The 17,931-nt window shown below is 61.5% G+C and carries 15 protein-coding genes; 14 read left to right on the top strand and 1 reads right to left on the bottom strand.

Going from position 1 to position 17,931, the window contains the following annotated elements; translation table 11 throughout:
• Positions 1–143: 143 nt before the first annotated feature.
• The 7 genes from rpsD to mltG all read left to right on the top strand — a co-directional run bounded on the left by rpsD (position 144) and on the right by mltG (position 6,828).
• On the top strand, positions 144–770 hold the full coding sequence (gene rpsD, locus ACUIAD_RS07010; protein WP_015021916.1) for a 30S ribosomal protein S4: 627 nt from the start codon (positions 144–146) through the stop codon (positions 768–770).
• Between the two features lie 92 nt (positions 771–862).
• A complete protein-coding gene (locus tag ACUIAD_RS07005; protein ID WP_445343159.1) occupies positions 863–1,531 on the top strand; it encodes a histidine phosphatase family protein in 669 nt (222 codons plus the stop codon).
• Between the two features lie 92 nt (positions 1,532–1,623).
• Positions 1,624–2,055, top strand: coding sequence for a DUF948 domain-containing protein (locus tag ACUIAD_RS07000; protein WP_110452162.1), 432 nt, complete (start codon positions 1,624–1,626; stop codon positions 2,053–2,055).
• Positions 2,055–2,294 (top strand): hypothetical protein, encoded by a 240-nt coding sequence (locus ACUIAD_RS06995; RefSeq protein ID WP_445343158.1) that lies wholly within the window; start codon positions 2,055–2,057, stop codon positions 2,292–2,294. Before ACUIAD_RS07000 ends, ACUIAD_RS06995 begins: the two co-directional genes overlap by 1 nt.
• A gap of 165 nt (positions 2,295–2,459) precedes the next feature.
• The gene (gene alaS, locus ACUIAD_RS06990) at positions 2,460–5,141 is read left to right on the top strand and encodes an alanine--tRNA ligase (RefSeq protein WP_445343157.1); all 2,682 of its coding nucleotides are present in this window, start codon (positions 2,460–2,462) and stop codon (positions 5,139–5,141) included.
• 7 nt (positions 5,142–5,148) lie between these two features.
• Positions 5,149–5,631, top strand: a complete 483-nt coding sequence (gene ruvX, locus ACUIAD_RS06985; RefSeq protein WP_445343156.1) for a Holliday junction resolvase RuvX — start codon at positions 5,149–5,151, stop codon at positions 5,629–5,631.
• Complete coding sequence (gene mltG / locus ACUIAD_RS06980) at positions 5,632–6,828, top strand: endolytic transglycosylase MltG (RefSeq protein WP_445343155.1); 1,197 nt, start codon at positions 5,632–5,634, stop codon at positions 6,826–6,828.
• Positions 6,829–6,872: 44 nt separating this feature from the next.
• On the opposite strand, the gene ACUIAD_RS06975 is transcribed toward mltG, so the two are convergent.
• The gene (locus tag ACUIAD_RS06975; RefSeq protein WP_110452159.1) at positions 6,873–7,346 is read right to left on the bottom strand and encodes a hypothetical protein; all 474 of its coding nucleotides are present in this window, start codon (positions 7,344–7,346) and stop codon (positions 6,873–6,875) included.
• 62 nt (positions 7,347–7,408) lie between these two features.
• Here ACUIAD_RS06975 and aroC point away from each other — a divergent pair, with 62 nt between their 5' ends.
• The 7 genes from aroC to sufD all read left to right on the top strand — a co-directional run bounded on the left by aroC (position 7,409) and on the right by sufD (position 17,931).
• Complete coding sequence (gene aroC / locus ACUIAD_RS06970; RefSeq protein WP_445343154.1) at positions 7,409–8,602, top strand: chorismate synthase; 1,194 nt, start codon at positions 7,409–7,411, stop codon at positions 8,600–8,602.
• 12 nt (positions 8,603–8,614) lie between these two features.
• Positions 8,615–10,246: a bifunctional shikimate kinase/3-dehydroquinate synthase gene (locus ACUIAD_RS06965; RefSeq protein ID WP_445343153.1), complete on the top strand. Its 1,632-nt coding sequence runs from the start codon at positions 8,615–8,617 to the stop codon at positions 10,244–10,246.
• A 3-nt stretch (positions 10,247–10,249) separates the two neighbouring features.
• Positions 10,250–10,720: a type II 3-dehydroquinate dehydratase gene (locus tag ACUIAD_RS06960; protein ID WP_445343152.1), complete on the top strand. Its 471-nt coding sequence runs from the start codon at positions 10,250–10,252 to the stop codon at positions 10,718–10,720.
• Positions 10,717–13,260, top strand: coding sequence for an excinuclease ABC subunit UvrA (locus tag ACUIAD_RS06955; protein WP_445343151.1), 2,544 nt, complete (start codon positions 10,717–10,719; stop codon positions 13,258–13,260). The genes ACUIAD_RS06960 and ACUIAD_RS06955 overlap by 4 nt, the downstream gene beginning before the upstream one ends.
• 64 nt (positions 13,261–13,324) lie before the next feature.
• Positions 13,325–14,989, top strand: coding sequence for a CTP synthase (locus tag ACUIAD_RS06950; protein WP_110452154.1), 1,665 nt, complete (start codon positions 13,325–13,327; stop codon positions 14,987–14,989).
• Between the two features lie 261 nt (positions 14,990–15,250).
• Complete coding sequence (gene sufB / locus ACUIAD_RS06945) at positions 15,251–16,705, top strand: Fe-S cluster assembly protein SufB (protein WP_181414468.1); 1,455 nt, start codon at positions 15,251–15,253, stop codon at positions 16,703–16,705.
• On the top strand, positions 16,705–17,931 hold the full coding sequence (sufD, locus tag ACUIAD_RS06940; RefSeq protein ID WP_445343150.1) for a Fe-S cluster assembly protein SufD: 1,227 nt from the start codon (positions 16,705–16,707) through the stop codon (positions 17,929–17,931). Before sufB ends, sufD begins: the two co-directional genes overlap by 1 nt.

Here is a 17,931-nt window from a genome sequence, read left to right as displayed (position 1 = left end):
TCTATCTGGAGTCTCAGCCCATCAATGGGTCGGCGGTCGCAAGGCCGTTCGTGCATGGCACGGTGAAGCATTGGAGAGGCCTGACTCGACGGTTTTGGCCGTCTTCGTTCAGATAACGACAGAAGCAAGTAAGGATTGCATCAATGACTAACATTCAGCGTGCGCGTCGCCAGGTCCGCCTGTCGCGCGCCCTGGGCATTGCCCTGACTCCCAAGGCCCAGCGCTTGTTCGAGAAGCGCCCCTATGGCCCCGGCGAGCACGGACGCAGCCGCCGTCGCACCGAGTCCGATTACGCCGTCCGTCTGCGCGAGAAGCAAAGGCTGCGCGCTCAGTACGGCGTTTCCGAGAAGCAGCTGCGCGCCGCCTATGAGCGGGGCACCCACGAGTCCGGCCAGACCGGTGCCGCCATGCTCCGCGAGCTGGAGTGCCGCCTGGACAACCTGGTTCTGCGCGCCGGCATCGCCCGCACCACCGCCCAGGCCCGTCAGTACGTGGTCCACCGCCATATCCTGGTCGACGGCAACATCGTGGACCGGCCATCCTACAGGGTCAAGCCCGGCCAGACCATCCAGGTCAAGCCCAAGAGCCAGACCATGGTGCCTTTCCAGATCGCCGCCGAAGGCGTCCACCGGGATGTGCTGCCCGCGGTTCCCGGCTACCTGGACGTGGACCTGGCTTCCCTGAAGGCCAGCCTGGTTCGCAAGCCCGAGCCGGAGGAGATTCCGGTTCAGATCAACATCCAGTACGTGGTCGAGTTCTACGCTCGCTGACCGCCTGCGACTTTGGGGCCCCGGTTCGTCCGGGGCCTTTTGCATGTCAGGATCTGCCGCCCTTGCTGGGGCAGGGGTGAGATAATAGAGGCATGCTGCTCCATCTATATGCTGTCCGCCATGGGCAGACTTATTTCAATCGCTACAACCGTCTCCAGGGATGGTCCAACTCGCCGCTTACCTCATCGGGTCTGGAGGATGCTGATCGCGCAGGCCGCAAGCTCAGCCAGCTGAGTTTTGCCGCCGCCTACTGCTCGGATACCACTCGGGCTCAGGAGACGGTCCGCAGGATCCTGGCCCGGAACCAGTCGGAGAAGAAGCCGGAGCCGGTCAGCGACAGTCACTTCCGCGAGCAGTTCTACGGCTACTTCGAGGGGCAGGACATGGCCATGGCCTGGTGGGCTGCAGGCGCTCCCCATGGAGCGGGCACCTACCAGCAGATTGTGGACCGGTTCGGTCTGGCTGCCACCAGGGACTTCCTCAAGCAGGCTGATCCCTTTGGAGATGCTGAGTCTGACAGTGAGTACTGGACGCGGATTGCAGGCGGACTCTCTCTGATTGCAGCCAACGCGGACCTGAAGAATGATGACCGCGTCCTGCTGATCTCCCACGGCAACACCCTGCTCAGTTTGGTCAACCGCTTCGGCGGCGGACGCTACGACACCAGCAGCCGCCCTAGCAACGGAAGCGTCACCATATTCGACTTCGATACGGATGCTCCCTTCGATCGCGCCCTGCAGGTCCGGTCCTTCAATCGTTGAATCGGCGTCAACCGGCCGGTCATGGCCTGGACTGATAGATGGCGCGTGCTAGCGTAGTCCCCAGTATCGTACCAATGGAAGAGAGGTAGCAGATGGACGTAGGACAGATTGCCGGCCTGATAGCGGCCATTGCCTTCGCTATCCTGGCGGGGTTTCTGATCTATCCCCTGATTCGTCTGGGGAAGCTCTTCGATCAGCTGGCGCAGACCATCAAGCAAACGGGCGAACATGTTGTGCCCACTCTGGACGAGTCCGCCAGCACGGTCACCCAGCTCAACCAGACCCTGACTGACGTCAATCGCATCTCCGCAGCGGCTTCGACGACGGCAGGCAACGTAGGTGCCCTGACTGACCTGTACGGATCAATGCTGGGCAAGCCGGTCATCAAAGTGGCAGCCTTCCTGTATGCCATGCGCAAGACGATCTCGTCATTCCTTTCAGGAGGCCGCGACCGCGCCGAATCCAAGTCCTTAACAGCGAAAAAGGCCAATGATGGTCAAGGGAACGAGGGGAGGACCCGCTGATGTTCAAACGGATCTTCTGGCTGGGACTGGGCGTCACAGCAGGCGTGGTCCTGGTCACCAAGGCCGAGGCCTATGTGAGGGCCAATACCCCCAAGCGTGCGAGAGAATTCGTGCTGGGCGAGGATCAGGACCAGGTAGCCTCCCGGACCCTATCCGGCCTGGTGCGCCAGTTCACCCAAACAATGCACCAGCGGCAGGACGAGCTGGACCGCCGCTATCTGGACCGTTTCCAGGGCTGAGCCTGGGGCGGACAGGCCAGTACAAAGAGGCCTGGCCGGTGTAAAATCAGCATATTCAGCTATGAGTCCGAAGCGCGGGCGACTTGTTCGCGCCTCGGACAACCGAGTCATTTGGACAGCCCGTATCCCGTCGGCGTTCACCGGGTCTGAAGGAGCGAAAGCAGCATGCGCACATCGGAAATCGCCAAGCGTTTCCTCGATTATTTCCAAGGCAAGGATCATCTGGTGGTTCCCTCCGCCTCCTTGATCTCGCCCAATCCCACCACGCTCTTCACCATCGCCGGCATGGTCCCCTTCATCCCCTACCTGCTGGGGGAGCAGACCCCTCCCAAAAGCCGCATGGCCAGCAACCAGAAGTGCGTGCGCACCCTGGACATCGACGAGGTGGGCAAGACCACACGTCACGGCACCTTCTTCCAGATGCTGGGCAATTTCTCATTTGGGGACTACTTCAAAGAGGAGGCCATCCACTATGCCTGGGACCTGCTGACCAAGCCCCAGGACCAGGGCGGCTACGGCTTCGACCCCGAAACGATCTGGGTCACCACCTACACCGACGATGACGAGGCTCGCTCCCTGTGGAAGAACGAGGGCTTCGACCCCGAGCACATGGAAATTCTGGGCATGGAGGACAACTTCTGGACCACTGGCGGCCCCGGCCCCGGAGGCCCCTGCTCCGAGATCTATGTGGACCGCGGGCCTGCATACGGCAAGGAGGGCGGTCCCTCGGCCGACGAGAACCGATACATCGAAATCTGGGATCTGGTCTTCGAGAACTACGAGGTGGACAACGTCCGTTCTAAGACCGACCTGCACATCGTGGGCGAGCTGGAGCACAAGAACATCGACACCGGTGCCGGACTTGAGCGGCTGGCCTACCTGCTCCAAGGCAAGCAGAACATCTATGAGACCGACGAGGTCTACCCCGTCATCTGGGCAGCCGAGAGCCTGTCTGGACGGCACTACGGCGATGACGCCCAGGATGACGTGCGCTTCCGTGTGGTGGCAGACCATGTCCGCTCGGCCCTGATGATCATGAGCGACGGCGTCCGCCCCAGCAACGTCGGTCGTGGCTATGTGCTGCGTCGTCTTCTGCGCCGCACGATTCGCTCCATGAAGATGCTGGGCGTGGATCAGGAGGTCCTGCCCCAGCTCTTCCCGGTCTCCAAGGAGGCCATGTCGCCCAGTTACCCTGAGCTGAACAACACCTTCTCCGAGGTGGCCGAATCGGCCTATGGCGAGGAGCTGGCCTTCCGCCGGACACTGGACAAGGGAACCACCATTCTGGACACAGCTGTAAGCAAGGCCAAGAGCGGGAAGGGCGAACCTGAGGTGTCCGGCAAGGATGCCTTCACACTGCACGACACGTATGGCTTCCCCATCGAACTGACCCTGGAGATGGCCGCCGAGCAGGGCGTCAAGGTGGACCAGGACGAGTTCCGAAAGCTCATGAACGAGCAGAAGGCCAGGGCCCGCGCCGATGCCATGAAGAAGCGGCACAACGTGGATCTGAGCGTTTACGATGATATGCGCAAGAGCCTGGACGAGCCTCAGATCTTTCTGGGCTACACCGACTTCTCCAGCCGGTCGACCGTTCTGGGCATCATCCAGGAGGGCAAGGGGGCGGTTCCGGTTGCCAAGGCACCTGCCCAGGTTGAGGTGATTTTGGATCGCACGCCCTTCTACGCAGAGGCCGGCGGTCAGCTGGCCGACCAAGGGGAGATATTGACCGACGATGGGGCCGTCCTGGAGGTAGATGACGTGCAGAAGCCCATCAAGGGACTGACCATCCACCGCTGCCGGCTGACCGAGGGAACGCTGACCTTGCAGGCTACGGCCACGGCCACCATTGACAGGAACCGGCGCGGAGCTATTGCTCGCTCGCACACTGCCACGCACATGGTACACAAGGCTCTGCGCGAGGAGCTGGGCCCCCAGGCCACGCAGCGCGGTTCCGAGGATGCGCCCAACAGGCTGCGCTTCGACTTCCAGTGGTCGCAGGCCCCCAGCCGTCAGGCTATGGATGCGGTGGAGGCCCGTGTCAATGACCGGTTGCGCGACAACCTGGCCGTGACCACGCAGGAAATGAAGTACGACGATGCCATCGCCCTGGGCGCCATGCACCTGTTCGGGGAGAAGTACGGGGACGTGGTTCGTGTGGTCTCCATCGGCGAAGACGGTTGGAGCCGAGAGCTCTGCGGAGGAACCCACGTGGATCACGTGGGCAAGATCGGCGCGGTCTCCATCATGTCCGAAGCCTCGGTGGGCACTGGTGTTCGTCGTGTGGATGCCGTGGTGGGCCAGGGGGCCTACGAGTACAACGCCCGTGAGCATGCGCTGGTCTCTCAGCTTTCCGACAAGCTCAACGCTCGCCCTGACGAGCTTGAATCCAGGATTTCGGCCCTGCTGGCCAAGCTCAAGGAGTCCGACCGCCGACTGGCGGCCACCTATGAGCAGCAGATGGCCCAGGCTGTGCCTGAACTGGCCAATCAGGCCCTGCATGCCCCAGGCGAGGTCAAGATCGCCTCTCGGAATATGGGGCATTTCGGCTCGGTCGATGCACTGCGCAAGACGGTGACCGACCTGCGTGCCCGCATGGGTGAGGAATACCCGGTCGTGGTCGCTCTGGCCGGTGTCAGCGAGGATGACAAGCCTGTGATCTTTGTGGCCACAAACCAGGCAGCTCGTGATCGTGGTTTCAGGGCTGGCGACCTGGTCAGGACGGCCTCCAAGGTTCTGGGCGGCGGTGGCGGCGGAAAGCCTGACTTTGCCCAGGGCGGGGGCCAGGATGCCTCGGCCATTGATCGGTCCTTGAAAGCTCTGAGTGATCAGGTCCGAGAGGGCTGAGCTTCCTGTGCGATCACATACAGCCGTATGGCTGGGGGTGGACCTTGGCGAAGCCAGGGTGGGCCTGGCCCTGTCGGACCCGGAGCTGACCCTGGCATTTCCCGCAGGCAACATCAGGGTTCAAGGCGACTACTTTCAGGCCCTCGACCAGGTGGAGGACCTGATTATGGACAAAAGCGTGTCCAGAGTCGTAGTCGGATACCCTCTGCTCTTGAGCGGTCAGACTGGTCGCAGTGCCAAAAAGGCGTTCCGTTGGGTGCGCGCCCTGACTATCCGCCTTCAGGAGGCCGCACAGGATGCTGACGTTGCCCCAGAGCAGGTGCCCAGTGTAGTATTGCGAGACGAACGGCTGACGACCGTCAGCGCCCATCGTCAGCTGTATGATGCCCGCGTGGATGGGCGAAGACATCGTCCCGTAGTCGATCAGCAGTCCGCTGTTGTGCTGTTGCAGTCGGCCCTGGACGATCAACGTGCCGACAAGGAGTGGTAATTGGCCGACGACATGCAGGACTTCTTCCAGGACAAGATCCAGTGGGTGGACGATGGGCAACCCCTGGTTTCCGCTAAACCGCCGCGTCCTCCTCATTCGCGGCGCGAGATGCGCCGTAGACGCGAAAGGCGCAAGCGTCGCAAGCGGATCATGATGGTGATCATCGCTTTGGCTGTTGTGCTGGCCGCTTCCTGTACGGTGATTCTGGTAGGTGGGTTGCGTCATGGCACCCCTAGGATCGTAGCCACCAAGGAGGTCGCCCCTGACTATCCAGGCCCCGGTGGACAGCCCTTGGAGTTTACGGTAGAGAGCGGCCAGGGGGCTGATCAGGTGGGTGCCAATCTAGTCAAGGCTGGTGTGGTCAAGTCCACTGCGGCCTTCCTGCATGCCGTTGCCAGCACTCAGTCCGAATCCAGGTTGATGCCCGGCACCTTCGATCTGCGTCTGCGAATGAAGGCCTCTGACGTGGTGGCCATTCTGACCGACCGGAACAAGGCCGGAGGCTTCCTGCAGGTGCGGGCCGGGGAGCGGGTCCGCGATGTGATCGCCAGGGCCGTCCAGCTTTCCGGGGTTCCACAGAGCGAATTCGATGCCCTGATCCAGGCCAAGGGTGAGGGCATCCTTCCCCAGGAGGCCCAGGGTAACTTCGAAGGGTGGCTGCAGCCTGGCGAATACGACGTGCGCAAGGCTGGGTCAGCCAAGGTCATATTGACAGATCTTGTCTCCAAGCGAATAGAGCGACTGGACCTGCTCGGCGTGCCAGGAGGCCAGGATCGGCAGAACATCCTCAACACGGCCTCCATCATTGAGGCCGAGGTCAACAAGTCTGAATACTACAGCAAGGTGGCCCAGGTCATCCACAACCGACTGGACAAAGGAATGCCCCTGGGCATGGACAGCACTGTGGCTTACTCCAACAATGTCTCCGCCTTGAAGCTGACCGATGCCATGCTGCAGAACACAAACGACCCTTACAACACCAGAGTCCACCAGGGTCTGCCCCCAGGGCCAATCGGCAGCCCGGGCGATGAGGCCATCCAAGCGGTCATGCACCCTGAGTCGGGCGACTGGCTCTATTTCGTAACTGTCAACATGGACACCGGAGAGACTAGATTTAGCGACAATCAGGATCAATTCAACCGCGATGTCAAAGAATACAAAGCGTGGCAATCTCAGCACAACCAGCAGAGCCAATAGCGCCTCTTCATGAATCTCCTTGTCGGTCAGGCGTCGGGCGGGTCTTAGACGGCGTCAACGATCAAGGCCGCTACTGCCCCGGCGAGGATGACCGGGACGTAGGCCAGCGTGAGAGGGCTGCTTGTTCTTGCAGATGCGCGGCGACGAGCCAACCAGAGCAAGGCGAGGGCAATCAGCCCCAGTAGCCCCATCATGAACCACCAGATCAGGATGGTTGTCCATCCAAGAACGGATAGGCTCAGAGCTATCAGACCTGTGGCCGTCACGTCGCCCAGACCAAGGGCACCAGGTCGGACCAGGGCCAGCAAGAGCTGAAGGCCTGCAGATGCCAGAGTCAGCAGCAGGCACTGCACAAGCAATATTGGTTGAGCCCGAATCACCGAAAAGACCAGCAGGGTCACGGTCTGCAGCATCAGTCCGAAGATCACCAGAAGACGAGGGACTCGCCGGGAGCGGATGTCAATCAGGGCCAACAGGAGGGCGGTCAGCAGTCCCGGCACTGGGATGAGGTAGACCATCTTCTAAGATAATCACAGGTAGCCCTAACCTGGCAAACGAGGAACGAACGAGGAGCTTGAATATGTTGCGCTGGCAGACGGCGGGGGAATCCCATGGAGAGGCTTTGGTGGCTATGATGGAGGGCCTGCCCGCCGGGGTCGCCGTGTCCACAAAGGATATTGAATCGGCTCTGGCCCGCCGTCGACTGGGCTATGGTCGTGGGGCCAGGATGGGTTTTGAGCAGGATCGTGTGCGACTGCTGACTGGGGTCAGGCATGGGCGGACGCTCGGCTCGCCGGTGGCCATGGAGATCGGCAACACGGAGTGGCCCAAATGGGAGCGAATCATGAGCGTGGAAGAGCTGCCTGCCGATCAGGAGCCTCCGACGACTGGTCGCAACGCCCCCCTTACCAGGCCCAGGCCCGGCCACGCTGATCTGACTGGTATGCGCAAGTATGGGTTTACGGATGCGCGTCCGGTCCTTGAGCGTTCCTCGGCCAGGGAGACCGCATCCAGGGTGGCCTTAGGATCAGTGGCTGCTGACTTTCTGCAGCAGGCTCTGGGCATACGAACCGTCTCCCATGTCGTCTCCATAGCCGGGATCGGCCTGGAGGGGCATGAAGTCGTGCCTGGCCCTGAGGATGGAGCCGCCCTGGATGCCTCGCCGGTCAGGACCCTGGACAAGGATGCCGAGAAGCGGATGATGGCCAGGATCGACCAGATCAAGAAGGACGGAGACACCGCCGGAGGCGTCTTCGAGGTCATCGCTTATGGTGTGCCTGCAGGTCTCGGCACGTATGTGGAGGATGACCGACGTCTGGATGCTGCCCTGGCCAGTGCCTTCATGAGCATTCAGGCCATCAAGGGTGTGGAGATCGGCGACGGATTCAGCGAGGCTGATCGTCCTGGCTCACAGGCCCATGATGAGATGGAGCCGGGCCTGGACGGTACGATCCGCAGGCTCAGCAATCACGCAGGCGGCCTGGAAGGCGGCATGTCCAACGGCCAGCCGATCAGGGTAAGAGCCGCCATGAAGCCCATCTCCTCGGTCCCTCGGGCCCTGCGCACAGTGGATGTGGCCACCGGTCTGCCTGCCCAGGCTATCCATCAGCGCTCAGACGTGACTGCCGTTCCTGCCGCCGCAGTGATTGGTGAAGCCATGATGAACCTGACCCTGGCGCGCTTCGCCTTGGAAAAGTTCGGCGGCGACTCGCTCGACGAAGTTCAACGCAACGCCCAAGCCTACCTCCAGTCCTGGCCTGAGCATCTGCGGTGAGGGGCGGATCGCATGATTGAAAGCAGCAGCATGCCCAAGGCCGTCGTCATCGGCATGCCCGGTGCAGGCAAGACCCGTCTGGGCAGGGAGACAGCCGCCCTGATCAAGGCGCCTTTTAGGGATACGGACCAGTGCGTTGAGAAAGAGGCAGGCCGATCAGTCAGCGAGATCTTCGACACCCGGGGCGAACAGGCTTTCCGAGATATGGAAACCCGAGCGGTCCTCGAGCTGCTGAAGGACTTTTCCGGTGGCATCCTGTCCTTGGGAGGTGGTGCTCCCATGAGCATCGAGGTCTTCCAAGCACTGCAGGATTATCGGCGGGCAGGTGGCGCTGTAGTCTACTTGCAGATCGACCCGGAGGAGGGGATCAGCCGAGCGGCTCGGTCGGATCATCGTCCACTCCTTCGCGGTGGTGCGTCAGAACGCTGGATGGCTCTCTATCGTGAACGTCGCAGCGTCTACCAGGATCTAGCAACTATTACCCTAAAATCCAGGAACACCACCCCTCATGCCCTGGCCAGACGATTGGCCGATGCCTTGACTGAGCGGGTGGTTCACGTCAGCGGGCCTGACCCATACGATGTGAGGATCGGCGCAGGGGTGACCGGGCGACTGCATGAGTTGCTTGGAGACCAGACTATGAGGGTGGCCCTGATTCACACCCAGCCGGTTCAGCGGCATTCCGACCATGCCCGGGCCCTGCTGCGCCAGGCTGGTTACCAGGTGTTGGATCTGACCATTCCCGACGCGGAGGCCGGTAAGACCATCCAGGTCAGTCAGAGCATTTGGGAGCGCCTGTCTACTGAAGGCTTTACCCGTTCCGATGCAGTCGTAGGCCTGGGCGGGGGAGCAGCTACTGATCAGGCCGGGTTCATTGCCGCTACCTGGATGCGGGGCATTCACTATGTGAACTGCCCTACCTCCCTGCTGGCCATGGTCGATGCGTCCACCGGAGGCAAAACCGGCATCAACCTGGAGCAGGGCAAGAATCTGGTCGGCAGCTTCTATACCCCTGTCGGCGTCCTCGCAGATCTGCGCACCCTGCGTACCCTGCCCAACGATATCTTTGTAGAGGGCTTGGGCGAGGTGGCCAAGTCCGGTTTCATCATGGATGGCGGTATTCTGCGTGAACTGGAGGAGCGGGCCGACTCCCTGCGTGCCTTCGATGGAGAGGAGCCAGACCAGTGGCTGGGCACGGTGGTCCAGGATCTTATCGAACGCACCGTCGAAGTCAAGGCCCGGCACGTTTCGGTGGATCTCAAGGAGTCCGGCTTGCGGGAGTTTCTCAACTACGGCCACACCTTGGGCCACGCCATCGAGAAGATCGAACACTTCACTTGGCGGCATGGCCAGGCCGTATCCGTGGGCATGGTCTTCGCAGCCGAGCTGGCAAGGATCACCGGCCATCTGGATCAGGAGGCGGTCGACTATCATCGGCAGCTTCTCTCTTCTCTGGGCCTTAGGACATGGTGGGATGGGGGAGATTTCGACCAGGTGCTGGCTCTTATGCATCGGGACAAAAAGGCCCGAGGCAACAAGTTGCGGTTTATCATTCTTGATGGGTTGGGCAAACCCACCCACCTGGACGATCCGCCGGTCTCGGCGCTCAAGGAGGCCTTCCAGGCCATACGCAAGGAGGAATGACAGATGGCGGATGCCGACAAGGGCAGGCAGAAGGTTCTGGTGGTCAACGGACCCAACCTGGGTCGGCTGGGCGTGCGCGATCCTGATGTCTATGGCCGTCAGGATCTGGCGACTCTCGCCCGGGACTGCGAACATTGGGGTCTGCAGTTGGGCTTGGATGCTCAGGTGCTGCAATCGGACGACGAGGGCCAGGTCATCCGTTGGATGCACCAGGCCGTGGACCAGGGCAGCGCAGTGGTGCTCAACCCGGCTGCCTTCACTCACTACAGTTATGGGCTTGCCGATGCTGCCGTTCAGGTCACACAGGCAGGGCTGCCGCTGATGGAGGTCCATATTTCCAATCCCTCATCCAGAGAGGCCTTCCGTCGGCGCAGCGTCATCTCGCCAGTGGCTACCGGCACCATCACCGGCATGGGCTTCTACGGATACCGGCTGGCCTTGGAAGCAGTAGCCCATCTGCTGGAGTCCGCATGAGCGACAGCGGAGAGACCAGTAAAAAACTCTTCGCACCGCCCACGGCTATCCTTGTCCGCGGGGCCAGGGTTCACAACCTGCGCGATCTGAATGTAGATATCCCCCTGAATCGCCTGGTTGGGATCGCTGGGGTCTCGGGCTCCGGAAAATCCTCCTTGGCTCTGGGAGTCCTTTATGCAGAAGGTTCCCGCCGTTACCTGGAATCCTTGTCTACCTACACCAGGAGGCGGATGACTCAGGTTCAGCGTCCTCAGGTGGACTCGGTACGCTTCCTGCCGCCAGCCTTGGCTCTGCGTCAACGGCCGGGCGTTGGCGGCATGCGTTCCACCTTCGGCACCGCCACTGAGCTGCTCAATGTGCTCCGGCTGATGTTCTCCCGGCTGTCCAGCCATGTCTGTCCCAATGGCCATCGCCAGGAGCCTACCCTGGCTGTGGCTGCCGAGATGCCCATCACCTGCCCGATCTGCGGAGCAAAGGTGGTGCCTCCCAGCGCCGAGGAGCTTGCCTTCAACTCTCTGGGAGCCTGCCCCACCTGCCAGGGAACCGGAACCGTGCGTGAGGTGGACGATGCCACCCTGGTCCCCGATGACAGCCTGACTATCGATCAGGGGGCAGTGGTGCCGTGGCGGACCTTCGGCTTCAACGTTCAGCCCGACATCGTGCGCGAGTTCGGAGTCCGCACCGATGTGCCTTGGCGGGACTTGACTGATAGGGAACGGAAGATCGTCTTCGAAGGGCCGGCCGAGAAGAAGCACATCACCATCACCTCGGTCAAGGGGGTCCACGAGCTGGACTTCACATTCCGCAATGCCCGCCTGACTGTGACCGAGGAGCTCAAAAGGGCCAACGATGACAAACGCCTAGCCAAAGTTGCCAAGTTCCTGACCGAAAGGACCTGTCCTGATTGCAAGGGCACACGGCTCAACCAGCGGGCGCGCCTGCCTGAGATCAACGGGGACAACCTGGCCAAGGTCACCTCCTGGCCCCTGGATCGCGTGCTGGACTGGGGACGAAAGCTGCCGCCCACATTGCCTGAAGCTTTGCAGCCCATGGCCTCAGCCTTATGCAGGACTCTGGCAGAGATGGGCAGGCGTCTGATACAGCTGGGACTGAGCTATCTGACCCTGGACCGTTCCAGCGCATCTCTTTCCACAGGCGAGCGGCAGCGGGCCCAGCTGGCCAGGGCTGTACGCAATGAGACCACCGGCGTGCTCTATGTGCTGGATGAGCCCTCAACTGGCCTGCATCCGGCAAACCTGGAGGGGCTGATAGGGGTCATGCGCGATCTGTTGGCCGACGGCAATTCCGTGGTCTTTGTCGACCATGACGTCAAGGTTTTGGCATCAGCCGACGATCTTATCGAAATGGGCCCCGGAGCAGGGGAACGCGGCGGCAGGATCCTGGCACAGGGAGCTCCTGAGCGGATCGCCGCCGATCCGGACTCGCGCATCGCTGGTTTTCTGGATGGACATGAGCCTGTTCTGACGCGGGACCGGCATCCCTTGCCTGCCGAGAATGAATGGATCCGTATGCAGGCAGGACCCATTCACACGGTCCGCCCGCTGGATCTGGCCATTCCTCGTGGCTGCATGACGGCTGTGACCGGGGTATCCGGTTCCGGCAAGACCACTATGATCCTGGAGTCTCTGGTTCCGGCCCTCCAGACCTGTATTCAGGGCAATCCAATGCCCAAGCACGTACACAGCCTGGATTCGGCGGGCATCGACAGGGTTCGCCTGGTGGACTCCTCGCCCATTGGCATCAATGTGCGCTCCACGGTGGCCACCTACTCGGGGCTGATGGACCGGTTGCGCCGTCTCTTCGCGGCCACTGAACGAGCGGAAAAGGACAAGCTGGGAATCTCGGCTTTCTCCTACAACACCGGATCCCTGCGCTGCTCCCAGTGCGACGGTACAGGCCAAATCAGCCTGGATGTGCAGTTCCTGCCCGACATCCCCATCACCTGTCCCAGCTGCCATGGTCGACGGTACCGTCCGGAGGCCGAGCATTACCGACTGTCCACGCCGTCCCACCCGGAGCCGCTGAGCCTGCCTGATCTGCTGGCCATGGAGGTGGGCCGGGCCTTGGAAGTCTTCGCACAGAGCCGCGAGTACACGGCCATCCGCAGAGGCCTGCAGACCTTGAAGGATCTGGGATTGGACTACCTGACCCTGGGGGAGGACACTCCCTCCCTTTCAGGCGGGGAGGCCCAGCGGCTGAAGCTTTCCAACGAGCTGGGCCGCACACAGAGTGGCTCCATGTTCGTTCTGGACGAGCCCACCACCGGCTTGCACCCCTTGGATGTGCGCGTCCTGATCGGAGTGCTGGAGCGCCTGGTCAGCAAAGGGGCTACTGTGGTCTTCATCGAACATGATCTGGACATGATCGCCAACGCCGACCATGTGGTCGATATGGGCCCGGGCGGCGGCGATCGAGGCGGAAGAATCGTGGCACAGGGCGACCCTGAATCCGTAGCTCGTAACCCGGATTCGGTGACCGGCCGCTACCTGGCTGAACACCTACATCTCAAGCGAGTCTGAATCCGTCCGCCCCCTCGAGTGTTGGTCGGTTTCTGGTCGCTCCCGTCTGATAGGCTGAAGTTCCATGGTCAGAGAACATGGAAATTCGCAAGGGCATATCACCAAACACATTTTCGTCACCGGCGGCGTGGTCTCTTCATTGGGCAAGGGACTGACGGCATCCTCTCTGGGCCGACTGCTGAGAAGCCGCGGGATTCGCGTTCTTCAACAGAAGCTGGATCCCTACATCAACGTCGATCCGGGAACCATGAACCCCTTCCAGCACGGCGAGGTCTACGTGACCGAGGATGGGGCCGAAACCGATCTGGACATCGGCCACTATGAGCGTTTCACCGACGTCTTCCTCTCCCAGAAGGCCAACGTGACCACCGGCCAGATCTACCAGTCCGTTCTGCGCAAGGAGCGTGCGGGGGAGTACCTGGGCCAGTGCGTCCAGGTCATTCCTCACGTGACCAACGAGATCAAGAGTCGTATGCGGGCCCAGGCCGGCGACGACGTGGATGTGATCATCACCGAAATCGGTGGGACTGTGGGCGATATCGAGTCCCAGCCCTTCATGGAGGCCGCCCGCGAGGTTCGGCGGGACATAGGCCCGGACAACTGCATGTTCGTCCATGTCTCCCTGGTTCCCTACGTGGCCGCCGCACACGAGCTCAAGACCAAGCCCACCCAGCACTCGGTCATGGCCTTGCGCCAGCTGGGCATTGCCCCCGATGCCCTGGTGCTGCGCTCGGACCGGCCGCTCAACCAGGCCATCAAGGACAAGATCTCCCTGATGTGCGACGTGGATGCCGAGGGTGTGGTCAACTGCGTGGATGCGCCCAGCATCTACGACGTGCCCAAGATCCTCTACAAGGAGGGTCTGGACGCCTATGTGGTGCGCAAGCTGGGTCTGCCCTTCCACGATGTGGACTGGAACGAGTGGGAGGACCTGCTCGACAGAGTCCACAATCCCCGTACCAAGGTGGCTATTGCCATCGTGGGCAAGTACATCGACCTGCCTGATGCCTACCTGTCGGTCATCGAGGCTTTGAAGGCCGGCGGCTTCGGCAATCGGTCGCAAGTGCAGGTCAAGCTGGTTGCTGCCGACACCTGCGAGACCATGGACGGCGCCCGCAGGGCCTTGGAGGATGTCGACGGCATCGTGGTCCCCGGTGGCTTCGGCATCCGTGGCATCGAAGGCAAGATCGGCGCCCTGCGCTACGCCCGCGAGACCGGCTTGCCCGCACTGGGACTCTGCCTGGGTCTGCAGTCCATGGTCATCGAATTCGCCCGCCACGTTCTGGGGCTGGAGGATGCCAACTCCTCGGAGTTCGAGCCTGACTGTGAAAACCCGGTCATTGCCACCATGGAGGAGCAGAAGGACATTGTGGCCGGCCATGGTGACATGGGTCACACCATGCGCCTGGGTGCCTACCCTGCAGTGCTCAAGCCTGACTCCCTGGTAGCCCGGCTCTACGGCTCTACTGAGATCTCCGAGCGCCACCGCCACCGTTACGAGGTCAACGTGGCCTACAAGGAGCGGCTGGACAAGGCCGGTCTGCACATTTCGGGCACTAGCCCGGACGGGCAGCTGACCGAGTTCGTGGAGCTTTCCCAGGACCAGCACCCCTTCTATGTGGGCACCCAGGCCCACCCGGAGTTCAAGTCCCGGCCCACCAAGCCGCATCCTCTCTTCGCCGGCCTGGTCAAGGCCAGCCTGGAGCATGGAGGCCAGGAGGCGGCCTGAGGTCAATTCGTTTTCAAAAACGTTCGCTATGATCGCCCGTTTCCCTCTTATAGGGAAGCGGGCGATTGTCCGTCTCGGCGCTGCTGTTAAGAGGACTGGCTGAATTCCTTAGAGAGCGTAAGCCAGGCTCTGGCGGTTCACTACTGTCCCGGTTATCCTGTAATGGTGTGATCGGCCGCATATGGCGGCCGTGCGTGTGTTAGGAGGTCTCAGCTCGTGGATAGCACCTCGCAGCGGACAGACACATCGCGGGATGTGGAAATGAGCCAGTACGTGGCCGACCGCTCCCGCGTCAACGAAGAAAAAATCAAACAGGACGACCAGATCATCTCCGAGTTCGGCGACTATACCTATGGCTGGCATGATTCCGATGACGCTGGGCGCGATGCCCACAAGGGCATCGATGAGGACGTGGTTAGGGCCATCTCGGCCGACAAGGGCGAGCCTGACTGGATGCTGCAGATGCGGCTTAAGGGCTATCGGGCCTTCATGGAAAAGCCCATGCCCAAGTGGGGCGTGGATTTAAGCGGGTTTGATGCCGACGACTTCAAGTACTATGTCAAGCCCTTGAAGGAGCAGGCCAAGGACTGGAAGGATCTGCCCGACGACATCCGCACCACCTACGACAGGCTGGGTATTCCCGAGGCCGAGAAGAAGCGGCTGGTCTCCGGCGTGGCCGCTCAGTATGAGTCCGAGGTCATTTACAACTCCATTCGTGAAGACCTGCGCAAGCAGGGAGTCATCTTTCTGGATACGGACACAGCCCTGAAAGAGTACCCAGACCTCTTCCGTAAGTACTTCGCCACCGTTATTCCTCCGGACGACAACAAGTTCGCTGCCCTGAACACAGCGGCCTGGTCGGGCGGCTCCTTCGTCTATGTGCCCAAGGGTGTCCATGTGGATATCCCTCTGCAGGCCTATTTCCGCATCAACACGCCTAACATGGGGCAGTTCGAGCGCACGCTGATCATCGCCGACGAGGGCTCGTACGTCCACTATGTGGAGGGCTGCACGGCCCCCATCTACTCCACTGACTCCCTGCATGCGGCCAATGTGGAGATCGTGGTCGAGCCCCACGCCCGCGTGCGCTACACCACGGTGCAGAACTGGTCCAACAACGTCTACAACCTGGTCACCCAGCGTGCCTATGTACGCGAGGGCGGGACCATGGAGTGGGTTGACGGCAACATCGGGTCCAAGGCCACCATGAAGTACCCGGCCTGCATCCTGGCCGAGCCTTACGCCAAGGCCGAGACTCTTTCCCTGGGCTTTGCCGGCAAGGGACAGTACCAGGACACGGGAGCCAAGATGATCCATCTGGCACCTCACACCTCCTCCACCATCGTCTCCAAGTCCATCTCCCGCAATGGGGGAAGGGCCGCATACCGAGGCCTGGTCAAGATCATCAAGGGCGCCGAGAAGTCCTCTTCCTCGGTTGTCTGCGATGCCCTGCTGGTGGACGACTACTCCCGCTCCGACACCTATCCTCATGTGGACGTTCGCGAGGACGACGTTTCGATGGCTCACGAAGCCACCGTCTCCAAGGTCTCCGAAGACCAGCTCTTCTATCTGATGAGCCGTGGTCTGGAGGAGAAGGAAGCCATGGGCATGATTGTGCGCGGGTTCGTGGAGCCCATCTCCCGGCAGCTGCCTATGGAGTACGCGTTGGAACTCAACCGCTTGGTCGAATTGCAGATGGAGGGTTCGGTAGGCTGATGTCACAGAAGAGCGAAATAACCATTCCGCACGCGGATCCCGAAGATCCGTATGCATTCCCGGCCACCATGCCGTCCAGCGCCGACAAGGAGCCCCGATCCTTCAATCCCGACGACTTCCCCATGCCCACGCACAAGCAGGATGACTGGCGATTCACCCCCATCGACCGGATGGAGGAGTTCTTCACCGTTTTCAAGCCCAGCGGTCTGACCAAGGTTTCGGTCACCATGATCGACGGGTCCGAACCGCCAGCAGAGCAGGTCAGCTTCAGCCAGATTCCTATGGACCAGGCTCCCTGCGGCACTGTCCTCAAGCCCAGCGATCGAGCGGCTGCCGTGGAGTGGGCGAGCGGCAAGCAGGCGACTGTAGTCAATCTCAAAGGCACTCTGGATCAGCCTGTGCTGGTCCGTGTCAATGGCGGCGGTCCTGAACTTGATGCCTTCCACCTGGTCATCAAGGCAGAGGCGGGCACCAAGGCTGATCTGGTGGTTGAGCACCAGGGCCAGGCACGCCTTGCAGAAGGGGTTGAAATCGATATTGGCGACAATTCGCAGATGTCGACCACCTTTATTCAAGAATGGGACAAGGGCAGCAAGCATATCGGCAACCACCGCATTCACCTGGGTGCCGAGGCCTCCCTGCGTCACTCCGTCGTCAGTTTAGGCGGAGACGTTGTGCGGCTGCGCATGGATCAGGACTTCGGCGGCGAGCAGGGCGACCTGAACATGCTGGGCATCTACTTTGTCGATCCCGGCCAGCACATGGAGCACCGGACCATGGTGGTCCACAACCACCCCAACTGCAAGTCCCGTGTGGTCTACAAGGGGGCCCTGGACGGAATCGGCGCGCACACGACATGGGTGGGCAACGCGCTCATTCAGCCCACGGCGCCTGGAACCGACTCCTATGAGCTCAACCGGAATCTGGTGCTCACCCCGGGGGCCATTGCCGATTCCGAGCCCAACCTGGAGATCGAGAACGGCGACATCATCGGGGCCGGCCATGCCAGTTCGGTCGGACGCTTTGACGATGAGGAGCTCTTCTACCTGCAGTCCCGTGGCATCCCGGAGCAGGAGGCCCGCAAGCTGGTGGTTCGAGGCTTCTTCGGCGAACTGGTGGAGGAGATTGACGTCCCCAGCGTCTCCGGGCACCTGATGGGGGTCATCGACCGCAGGCTGGCGGCCGGCGAGGATCAAGAGATGCAGCACGTTTTGGAGGAGAACTGA

Source organism: Bifidobacterium sp. ESL0819 (genome assembly GCF_052606245.1).
The sequence above is the reverse complement of the archived record's forward strand: the minus strand, read 5'-3'. Positions and strand labels throughout refer to the sequence as shown.

What these genes read in the sequence shown, in the direction of transcription:
- ACUIAD_RS06950 (WP_110452154.1), top strand. Translation starts at nt 13,325, where the DNA reads ATGGTCAGAGAACATGGAAATTCGCAAGGGCATATCACCAAACACATT.
- ACUIAD_RS06995 (WP_445343158.1), top strand. Translation starts at nt 2,055, where the DNA reads ATGTTCAAACGGATCTTCTGGCTGGGACTGGGCGTCACAGCAGGCGTG.
- aroC (WP_445343154.1), top strand. Translation starts at nt 7,409, where the DNA reads ATGTTGCGCTGGCAGACGGCGGGGGAATCCCATGGAGAGGCTTTGGTG.
- sufD (WP_445343150.1), top strand. Translation starts at nt 16,705, where the DNA reads ATGTCACAGAAGAGCGAAATAACCATTCCGCACGCGGATCCCGAAGAT.
- ACUIAD_RS06960 (WP_445343152.1), top strand. Translation starts at nt 10,250, where the DNA reads ATGGCGGATGCCGACAAGGGCAGGCAGAAGGTTCTGGTGGTCAACGGA.
- sufB (WP_181414468.1), top strand. Translation starts at nt 15,251, where the DNA reads ATGAGCCAGTACGTGGCCGACCGCTCCCGCGTCAACGAAGAAAAAATC.
- ACUIAD_RS07005 (WP_445343159.1), top strand. Translation starts at nt 863, where the DNA reads ATGCTGCTCCATCTATATGCTGTCCGCCATGGGCAGACTTATTTCAAT.
- rpsD (WP_015021916.1), top strand. Translation starts at nt 144, where the DNA reads ATGACTAACATTCAGCGTGCGCGTCGCCAGGTCCGCCTGTCGCGCGCC.
- ACUIAD_RS06975 (WP_110452159.1), bottom strand. Translation starts at nt 7,346, where the DNA reads ATGGTCTACCTCATCCCAGTGCCGGGACTGCTGACCGCCCTCCTGTTG.
- ACUIAD_RS06965 (WP_445343153.1), top strand. Translation starts at nt 8,615, where the DNA reads ATGATTGAAAGCAGCAGCATGCCCAAGGCCGTCGTCATCGGCATGCCC.
- ACUIAD_RS07000 (WP_110452162.1), top strand. Translation starts at nt 1,624, where the DNA reads ATGGACGTAGGACAGATTGCCGGCCTGATAGCGGCCATTGCCTTCGCT.
- alaS (WP_445343157.1), top strand. Translation starts at nt 2,460, where the DNA reads ATGCGCACATCGGAAATCGCCAAGCGTTTCCTCGATTATTTCCAAGGC.
- ACUIAD_RS06955 (WP_445343151.1), top strand. Translation starts at nt 10,717, where the DNA reads ATGAGCGACAGCGGAGAGACCAGTAAAAAACTCTTCGCACCGCCCACG.